This is a genomic window from Marinobacter sp. VGCF2001, from assembly GCF_049943275.1.
Classification (GTDB): Bacteria; Pseudomonadota; Gammaproteobacteria; order Pseudomonadales; family Oleiphilaceae; genus Marinobacter.
In genome coordinates this window covers 1-8,507 of record NZ_JBNFVX010000028.1, presented here as the reverse complement: position 1 = coordinate 8,507, position 8,507 = coordinate 1, and the positions used below count along the sequence as shown (strand labels likewise).

The 8,507-nt window shown below is 55.4% G+C and carries 8 protein-coding genes and 4 tRNA genes; all 12 read left to right on the top strand.

The features are described from left to right. Positions 1–285: 285 nt before the first annotated feature. Positions 286–1,488, top strand: a complete 1,203-nt coding sequence (locus tag ACP2AU_RS16455; protein ID WP_426377304.1) for a DUF6160 family protein — start codon at positions 286–288, stop codon at positions 1,486–1,488. A 209-nt stretch (positions 1,489–1,697) separates the two neighbouring features. Further along, positions 1,698–2,558 carry a hypothetical protein gene (locus ACP2AU_RS16450; RefSeq protein ID WP_426377303.1) on the top strand — a complete coding sequence of 287 codons (861 nt, stop codon included), beginning with the start codon at positions 1,698–1,700 and terminating at the stop codon, positions 2,556–2,558. After that, the gene (locus tag ACP2AU_RS16445) at positions 2,555–3,115 is read left to right on the top strand and encodes a DUF6160 family protein (RefSeq protein ID WP_426377302.1); all 561 of its coding nucleotides are present in this window, start codon (positions 2,555–2,557) and stop codon (positions 3,113–3,115) included. Before ACP2AU_RS16450 ends, ACP2AU_RS16445 begins: the two co-directional genes overlap by 4 nt. Positions 3,116–3,127: 12 nt before the next feature. Beyond that, entirely contained in the window at positions 3,128–5,521 is a 2,394-nt protein-coding gene (locus ACP2AU_RS16440) for a DUF6160 family protein (RefSeq protein ID WP_426377301.1), read from the top strand. Between the two features lie 104 nt (positions 5,522–5,625). Continuing rightward, positions 5,626–6,585, top strand: coding sequence for a biotin--[acetyl-CoA-carboxylase] ligase (locus tag ACP2AU_RS16435; RefSeq protein WP_426377300.1), 960 nt, complete (start codon positions 5,626–5,628; stop codon positions 6,583–6,585). Beyond that, positions 6,582–7,313, top strand: coding sequence for a type III pantothenate kinase (locus ACP2AU_RS16430; protein WP_426377299.1), 732 nt, complete (start codon positions 6,582–6,584; stop codon positions 7,311–7,313). Before ACP2AU_RS16435 ends, ACP2AU_RS16430 begins: the two co-directional genes overlap by 4 nt. Then, positions 7,310–7,954: a hypothetical protein gene (locus ACP2AU_RS16425; RefSeq protein WP_426377298.1), complete on the top strand. Its 645-nt coding sequence runs from the start codon at positions 7,310–7,312 to the stop codon at positions 7,952–7,954. The genes ACP2AU_RS16430 and ACP2AU_RS16425 overlap by 4 nt, the downstream gene beginning before the upstream one ends. Positions 7,955–7,985: 31 nt before the next feature. Next, positions 7,986–8,061 (top strand) — tRNA-Thr (locus tag ACP2AU_RS16420). Between the two features lie 41 nt (positions 8,062–8,102). Next, a tRNA-Tyr gene (locus ACP2AU_RS16415) sits at positions 8,103–8,186 on the top strand. 10 nt (positions 8,187–8,196) lie between these two features. Continuing rightward, positions 8,197–8,271: transfer RNA gene (locus ACP2AU_RS16410), tRNA-Gly, on the top strand. 14 nt (positions 8,272–8,285) lie between these two features. Continuing rightward, positions 8,286–8,361 (top strand) — tRNA-Thr (locus tag ACP2AU_RS16405). 50 nt (positions 8,362–8,411) lie between these two features. Next, positions 8,412–8,507: GTP-binding protein (locus ACP2AU_RS16400; RefSeq protein ID WP_221293541.1), on the top strand; the 96-nt coding region annotated here is incomplete at its 3' end.

The following is an 8,507-nucleotide window of genomic DNA, read 5'->3' as shown; positions in this document are numbered from 1 at the left end:
GCGCCGATGGTAGTGTGGCGTTGCCCATGTGAGAGTAGGTCATCGTCAGGCGCTTAATACCAAAAACCCCAGCATCTTCGATGCTGGGGTTTTTTATTGCCTGAAAAAAACGCTCCTCCGGCCTGCGCTCTCATCAAGGCTTGTGACGAGTTACACAGTTACAATGTGTAAACAGCGTTAACCTGCTATCAAGACTGGCGCAAAATAATAAAAGCCGGCTTCAGAGACACTCATCAGTCATTCGATCGTTACCGCTAACACTATTCGCAGCGGGCAGGTATGGCTATGAGTAAACAAATACAGATAATCCTTTCTTTAACGTTGCTGCTGGGTCCGGTTGCCCAGGCCGAGTTGCGTGCCATTTCCGATGACGAGTTGTCTAACGTTACCGGGCAGGCCTTCGTGTCTGTCGATCGTAATTATCATCCAGATGACTCAACAGCCTACACCCGGGTAAACCTTGGCATGGATATGGAAATCCAGACCAATATCGATACGCTTGAACTCGGGCGGTACGATCGCGCGGGCGAGAAACCCGGTACATCCGATGTTCTGATCGATAATTTCTCGCTGGGTTTTATCCAGAATGCTCAGTTCTTTCAGGATCATCCCGATGTTCCCGAAATGTACAAGCCTGATGGCAGCGCCTACGCTGAGGGTGAGATTGTTCCCTTTTTTATTGATAACCCCTTCATAGAGTTCGCTTTTGATAACAACACCCAGGAGGTTATTGGGGTGAGGCTGGGGTTTGGTGAATCGATGGGAATTTTATCCGGCGACATCCAGACCCTAACCGGCAACATCAATGTGATGATCAAAGATGTGGGTGGGGCTATGGCAGATGCCGTTCAGGAAAGCCCTACGCTGTCCGACCAACTGATCAAGTTTGCATCGCAGACGCTGGAAAAAAACAACGATATTCAAACCAAAGCACGGCTTGTCGACGGGGATCCAAACTCCAGCACCTACGGAGAGCTGGACCCGGTCAGAGCGGAACATATCGGCGTTCCCAACGGCGAGAGGTTTGTGCTTGAGGGCGCAAGTGGATTTGCCCGATGGGCGATGAAGCGATTGCTGGCGCCGGGGGCAAGCTCCCAGGTTCTGGTGCCTGGCTGCAACAATCTGTTTGATTGTCCGGGAGGCACGATCGAGGTCGTGGCGCAGGATTGCATGGTGTTGTCGATCAGATCGTGTTTCGATCTGGATCAGTACCGTTCTTTTGCCGTGGGTGAGCTGGGCGAGACAAATGGTGAGCGGAGTATCGTTGCACCGGCGAGTGGGGCCTTCTTGTCTTTCCAGACCCAGGCGGTGGATTGGGTCAAAGATGTAAAGCAAGGGAATATGTCTAATGCAGAGTTTGTGCAGGCCACCAGCGGTGCGTTTCTTAATATCCCGAATGGCGCAACCGAGGTAAACCTGGGCGAGGCACTTACTGGCGTGCCCAGGTATCGCACAGAGTACATTGATCGCGGCACAGGGCTGTTCTGATGGCGAATCAACCGACATTGGTACGTAATCCCCTTGCCCTGGCGTGGCTTCTTCTTTTGTTTTGGCCAACGGCTGTAATGGCTGAGTTGCAACCCCTGAACGATGGGGAGTTGTCGGAAGTCGATGGCGCAGGCATTGGCCTGGTACTTGATGATTTCACGTTTTCGCACGGTACCGATCAGCCCGATGTGAACGGAAATCAGGCCCGGGTGTTCCGAATCACCGGCATCAAAAGCAGTGAAGGTGAAAACGTTGATATTACCGTTAACCATCTCTATATCGCTGGCGCTGGCAGCAATTACGGAGAGAACCTGGTTCCGGTAAATCTCGGTCGGCTTCTTCACCCCTGGCGCATCGATGTGGTTGATGGCGACAGCATCAATGTCCCGAACAAGGCGGTTTTGGAAATCGCTGCCCCCGAAAAAGTTACTCAAGCTGAAGGGTTTGACTGCCTCGGGCGGGCGTCAACGATGGGTTCGGGTACCTGTTCGAGCAGACCTGCAACAGCGGAATGGCGAGGTGAGCGAGCCGATCTTGGAATGCAGATGAATGTCGCCGTTGGCGAAGACCGATCCGCCAATCTGAATATACATGCCAGCAATGCGGTAATTGACGGCAGTTATATCCGCTTATGGGGCGATGAGCAACGCCGGCAAATGGCGGGGCAAGTTCGTTTTAACCTGTATTCTCCCGAAGTCTCGATTAATGCCTGCTCCCAGGATGGAAGTGCGTGTGGTTCGAGAATAATGATGTCTGACTTTGCTCTTGAGTTGGCCATAGGCAATAGCCTCCAGCCGCTGTTTTTTGATGTTGATGGTAGCGGCAATTTTTTGCTTGAGATTGCCACGATTGATGCACCCGCCTCGGGGACAATCGCCGCCAATGGCCAGCGCGCCGATAGCGACGCCGTAACCTGGGACTTTTACAGCGATTATTACTCGAATCCGGAATACCGGAGCAATTTACACATCGGGAATTTCAGCGTTGGAACCCGGGATTTCGGCTCCGCCCGTATGGAGGGTATGCTCATCCAGCATTTGAAGATTCAGACAAAGGATCTGGCGCAATGAGAGACTTTCAGTTGATCTTCCGTGTTACGTGCTTAGGGCTTATTTGTTTTTCGCTAATGCCGTTTAATGCCAGGGCAGAAATGGCTCCCCTCGCTGATGAAGCCTTATCCGATATCTCCGGGAGAGGCGGTATCTATTTGTCCGGCGATGTGAGTATTAATGAGGTGGGCGGCCCGGTCCAGAATCAATATTTTGGTCGTTGTGATGAACAGGATAAGAAGTGCGGTGCACGGTTTGCCTATCGACTGAAAGAGGATGGTGGCTGGTTGGTATTAGACGAACTGCGTGGGAAGTTTTCATTTGAAGGATTGACGTTGCGGCTCCGAAGTATTGATTCGGGCTTTGGTGGTGATGGCGAGCAGTTTAATCGCGATGTCATCGAAGTGGGCTTGCCGAATATCGTCAGATTCAACGATGTGCGGTTCAAGATGGCCGCAAGTAGCACGGCGCGTCCCATCGATCCGGGCTTCAGGCAAACCGATATCTTTGCTATTGAAATGCAGGGCGATGTCATCATGCGAGGCAATCTTCTCGTTTTTCCGGACGGCACGCCATAGCCAGGAGGCCATATGTTTCGTTCTTCCCCCGCGATCCTGACCAGAAGTGCGGCCGTAATCTGGCTGGCAGGACAGTCCGTCATTGCCACCGCCGACCTTCAAAGGCTGGATGATAGCGCCTTGTCTGAAATTCGCGGTCAGAGTGGAATCACCATTGAAACCGACCTGACCATGAGCGCAGACAAGCTCTCCTATTATGACGACGGCAAAGGCGTGCATCTCGAGGGTATGACCGTTGGCTCCTCCGAGGTTGCAGGTGAAGGTGCCTTTCATCGGACACGGATCGACATCGGCAGCGATGCGTCATTGAATCTCGACTATCTGGTGGAAGATCGGCGGATCGAATTTTCCGATATTCGATTGGCTGGGGCCCCGGGTGTCAGTATGGGGGGGCTGTTTTTTGACCACAGCCTGGAGGGCACTCTTAGTCTGCGCCAACAGACTGCAGGGGGAAACGGCTATGAATTTGATTCGGCCTATACCATGACGGAAGGGCGCCTTGGCTACAGAACCAATGGCAATTCGGTGTTTCTGGACGATATCACCATGTCTGTCGAAGCCCTGGGGGTAACCCTTGAGCGTGTAGGCGATACTCTGGAACTCACCACTCCCTCGGTAACTGGCAGCTGGCAGGTTGGTGCTATTCGCTATTCCGACGACCCCGCTGTCTATGGCCGGCGCACGGATGGTAATGGCGGACTACTACCCAGCTACGGCGGGCTTTCCGGTCAATACCAGCTGTCCTCGGTTACTGCTCTATCAGCTGGCGGTCGGGCTGGCGAGGGTTTGCGGTTTGATAACGAGACCACCATTCACAGCGCCAGCTTCCTGTATCTCGACGACGGACGTTCCCTGGCACTGAGGAACATCTCCGGGGCCTATCAGATTCACGATCTGCGCCTGGATGTGGCTCAGGATTGGCGCGGTCGCCCCGCCGTCGGTTTAACTCTTGGCCGAATGCAAGGCGAATTTGAGATCGGCGCTATAGAGGCTGGTAGCGCTGGCAAGAGCTTTGGGGCGGTTAATCTGAGCTTTCTGTTAGAAGACCAGGTGTTTGATGGCCGCACCTATACCAACGCGCTGTATCTGCAGGGCGGAGGTCATGCCGATGCCGGTGCCCAGGGGTTGAGGCTGGCCGCCCAGTGGAGCCTTAAACTCTCTGATCTTAGTTATACGGAGGACGGTAACCGAGTCATCATCAGCGGTCTGCAGTCCTGGGGGCAGGGCGATGTAACGGTGAACGTTACTCGCGACGGCGTTAAGAACGGAACCCGCTTCTACAACGGTTTGCGAATTGGTTTCGAGGGCCTCGAGGCCGGCTATCGGATAAATGGTATGCGTGTAGGTAGTGAGGATGCGCCGCTGCAGGGCGGGACGGAGCTATTGCTGTCCCTTGGCATTTATCCGGCCTATGAATTCACCCTGGATGGTCATATTACACTAGGGGCCGGCGGAGCCTCCGGGGAGGGGCTGACCATCAATTCCGACGTTCAGATCCGCGACGGCCGGGCGGCAGTGATTGCCGCGCCGTACGACGAGGGTGGGGGTGAACAGCCGCAAAAGGGCCTTTGGTTAACCGACATGAGCTACGATGGTCATGTGCGTAACAGAACCTTGGATGTCACCGATGAAGGGCTGGCGCTGGCAACAGAAGAATCCTGGAGTACCATGGACATCGGCAATGTGCGGGTTGGTCGCGGGACGGACGGCGAGAGTCTTGGGCGCCTGAAGCTCCAGCGTTTTGAACAGGGGAGCACGACCCTGATCAAGCCCGGGGGCGCCGGCAATGTGTGTGTCGGTGGGGCCGGCTCTTCGGCTTCGGCCTGTTCGGCGTCTGGCGGCGTTTGGGAAATGAGGGGCGATGAGGGGGTCACGATTGAAATGAAAAAGATCCTGGCCCCGGCACAAGGCCCAGAAAAACGGAATGCGCTGCTGTGGGAAACAAATCGGGAGACAGACGGCCAGGGCCGCCCCGTCAACGGAACCGGAACGCAGTTGGTGCTGGATGACATCCACACCAATGACGGGGGGGATTTTGATGGCGACGGAATTGACGATAATGCCTATGGCGTTCGAACCGATCTATCCGTTGATGTCTATCAAACCCGCGTGGTCAAGAAGAACGATGGGCCGGACTCTCTCGGAGTCAGTGGAGCCAGAGGTGATGAAAAAATCATGGATGCTTCCGCCCCGGGAGGGTACCGGTATGTTTCCTCTCCGTCGGAGTCCGACCGGCTCAATCGCCCTCTGGGGTTTGCGGTAAAGGCAGAAACACGCTTCAAGGAATTGACCGTCAACAACATCGATCTGGTGCACCCGGTTGGCGGCCCTCAAACGGCCGTGTTTGGCGCGGTGCTGCAAAATGTGGATATTCGTGCGAACCTCACCGCTACCCCTATCCCTTAACACGGCGGCAGGCCACGGGGCAGGGCTGGTCCTGTCCCTTTGCTTTTCAAGTCCCTCATGGTGTTTAATCCGGGCTGGTTCATTCGCCGTCTGGAAGCTCGTTCATGAAGTCCAATGCCCTGTTATCCCTGCTCAGTGATCGTGAAATTCATTCCGGTGAATCGCTCGCGCAGACGTTGGGTGTTTCCCGCACAGCCGTCTGGAAGCACATTCGCAAAGCCATCGCTGAGGGTACCAATATCAGGACTATCCGCGGGCAGGGCTATCAATTGGTGTCCGACCTGGATCTGATTGACCGGGACACCATTCTGGGGGAACTTGATCCGGTAACTCGCGAGCAGATTCAGCTCGCTGTTCTGGATGAGGTCGACTCCACCAATGCCGAAGTGGCCCGCCAGCTTGCAACCACCCGGTGCCCCGTCGTGCTATCGGACTGTCAAACTTCCGGCCGTGGTCGAAGAGGTCGTAACTGGACCAGCCCCAAGGGGCAGAACCTTTATTTGAGTCTCGGTTTGTCCATTAGAGGCGGGTTCGCTGCTCTGGATGGCCTCAGCCTCGTACTTGGCGTTGCCGTTGCGAATGCCATTGAGCGGGCGGGGGGCAGTGGTATCGGGCTCAAGTGGCCTAATGATCTGTTCGTGGAGGGCCAGAAGTTCGGCGGCATCCTGGTGGAAATCCAGGGTGAATTGCAGGAAGGGTATGTTCAGATTATTGCCGGTATCGGAATCAATGTGCATATGACCCACGCAGACGAGGTGGACCAACCCTGGACGAGTCTGGCCAGGCGCTGGCCAGATCGCGCCTGGTCGCGTAATCAGCTCGCTTCGAAGATGATCCGCGAGATACTGCTTGCGGTGACCGAATTTGAGTCGGGCGGTTTCCAGAGGTTCAGGGATCGCTGGCAGCAGCGTGATGTCTTCAGTGGCCTTGCCCTTGTTACCCGTGACGGGAAATTGCATGGGGTGGGAGCAGGTATCGATAGCACCGGAAACTATCTTTTGAGTACCGAATCGGGCGTTGTGCCGGTACGGGCGGGAGACATCAGTTTACGGGTATCCAAATGATTCTGTTGATCGATGCAGGAAATACCCGGCTTAAGTGGCGATTAATGGGGCATGAAAGGCCCCTTGAGGGCCTGGCGAACATGGCGGAGCCGGATCCGTTGATCGGGCTGGCCGCTTATTGGTCCACAATTGAGCGGATCCTGGTCTCGACGGTCGCGTCGGACGAGGCCCGGCAGCGCCTGGATCGCCTGTTGCAGGCCCGCACGGACGTACCGGTGCAGTATTACTGGTCTGAGCACCATCGAGACGGGCTTTTCAATTCCTATCAGGATGTATCGAGGATGGGCGCCGATCGGTGGCATGCCATGCTGGCTGGCTGGCGGCGTTGCGGAGATTCGTTCGCGGTGGTGGACGCCGGTAGCGCTATTACCGTCGATTACGTAAGCGGCGAGGGGCGCCACCTGGGGGGGTATATCATACCGGGACTCCAGATGATGCGCCGGAGCTTGAAAATCGATGCGGCTCGTATCGGCTTTGAGCATAGTGAGGCGATGACGATCGCTCCGGGTCAATCCACCGCTGAGTGTGTCAATCATGGCCTTGTCTGGTTAACCGAGGCCGTTGTCTGGCGTGTTCGCCAGGACCTGGAATTGCATCGTTTGAATACGCTGTTCCTCACTGGCGGGGACGCTGGACGAATCAATGCCCTCGGGCTGAACGCCTGTGTCGTTGATGGCCTTGTGTTGGAGGGGCTCGAACGCATCGCGCTTACGGGATGTCACAAATGAGATGGCTGGCGCTGCTCCTGCTCATCGTCAACCTTGTTCTCTGGTTCGTTCCGGCCTCGCTCAGCCCCCCGGCATCCGTGACCAGGTCGACCGGAACGCTGCCGCGGGTCTCCAGCCTGAAGCCTGCAGAGGCTGTAAGGGCCCCGCGCCGAACGGTCACTGAATGCCTGAGCGTAACCATGGGATACTTTGATAACCGCACTGAGGCCGTGGCGTTGGCTGAAGAGCTGACACCAGAGCCGCGCATTGTGGCATTGGAGCGCTCCCTCACGCCTCTCCATTGGATCTTGATCCCACCCCAGCCACCTGAGGCCGCCCGTGTTCAGTTTCGCGAGCTGTATCTTGCCGGGGTGGATGCTTACATTGTGTCACGTGGCGAATACCAAAATGCCATTTCGCTCGGCCTTTTTGAGTCGCTGGAGGCAGCGCAATCTGTATTGGCAGAAAAAAAACGAGCAAATCTTAACGTAGTGCTGGCCAAGTTCCCCCGAAATCGTTTAGGATACGCCCTCGTTTTTCAGGTTGAGTCCAGGTCAGAAACTGAATGGGTTCAAGCGGTTGAGGCGGAAACCGGACGCGAATTTACGTTCGTCGAAAGCAAACCTTGTGAAGGTGTTGCAAGCCCGGAAAAAAATCCGTAGTATACCGCCCTCGCTGAACAGGCGAATGTGAGCTGGCGTAGCTCAGTTGGTAGAGCAGCTGACTTGTAATCAGCAGGTCGGGGGTTCGATTCCGTCCGCCAGCTCCACTTTAAGTTTTAAGCAGGCTTGCTATGTGCAGGTTTGTTCGGGAGGGGTTCCCGAGTGGCCAAAGGGATCAGACTGTAAATCTGACGCGAAAGCTTCGCAGGTTCGAATCCTGCCCCCTCCACCACTAATTGCTCGCGGGCATCGTATAGTGGCTATTACCTCAGCCTTCCAAGCTGATGACGCGGGTTCGATTCCCGCTGCCCGCTCCAATTTGGTGTTTAGTGCTCATGTAGCTCAGTCGGTAGAGCACATCCTTGGTAAGGATGAGGTCACCGGTTCAATTCCGGTCATGAGCTCCATTTCATCCGGTCAACGTTACGATCCTGGTTGATAAAGGGGATTGGTCGATATGTCTAAAGAAAAATTTGAGCGCAGTAAGCCGCACGTAAACGTCGGCACCATCGGTCACGTTGACCATGGTAAGACCACTCTGACCGCAGCTCTG

Bases quoted from the DNA above. Each gene is read 5' to 3' on its own strand.
- ACP2AU_RS16455 (WP_426377304.1), top strand. From the start codon at position 286: ATGAGTAAACAAATACAGATAATCCTTTCTTTAACGTTGCTGCTGGGT.
- ACP2AU_RS16425 (WP_426377298.1), top strand. From the start codon at position 7,310: ATGAGATGGCTGGCGCTGCTCCTGCTCATCGTCAACCTTGTTCTCTGG.
- ACP2AU_RS16430 (WP_426377299.1), top strand. From the start codon at position 6,582: ATGATTCTGTTGATCGATGCAGGAAATACCCGGCTTAAGTGGCGATTA.
- ACP2AU_RS16445 (WP_426377302.1), top strand. From the start codon at position 2,555: ATGAGAGACTTTCAGTTGATCTTCCGTGTTACGTGCTTAGGGCTTATT.
- ACP2AU_RS16440 (WP_426377301.1), top strand. From the start codon at position 3,128: ATGTTTCGTTCTTCCCCCGCGATCCTGACCAGAAGTGCGGCCGTAATC.
- ACP2AU_RS16435 (WP_426377300.1), top strand. From the start codon at position 5,626: ATGAAGTCCAATGCCCTGTTATCCCTGCTCAGTGATCGTGAAATTCAT.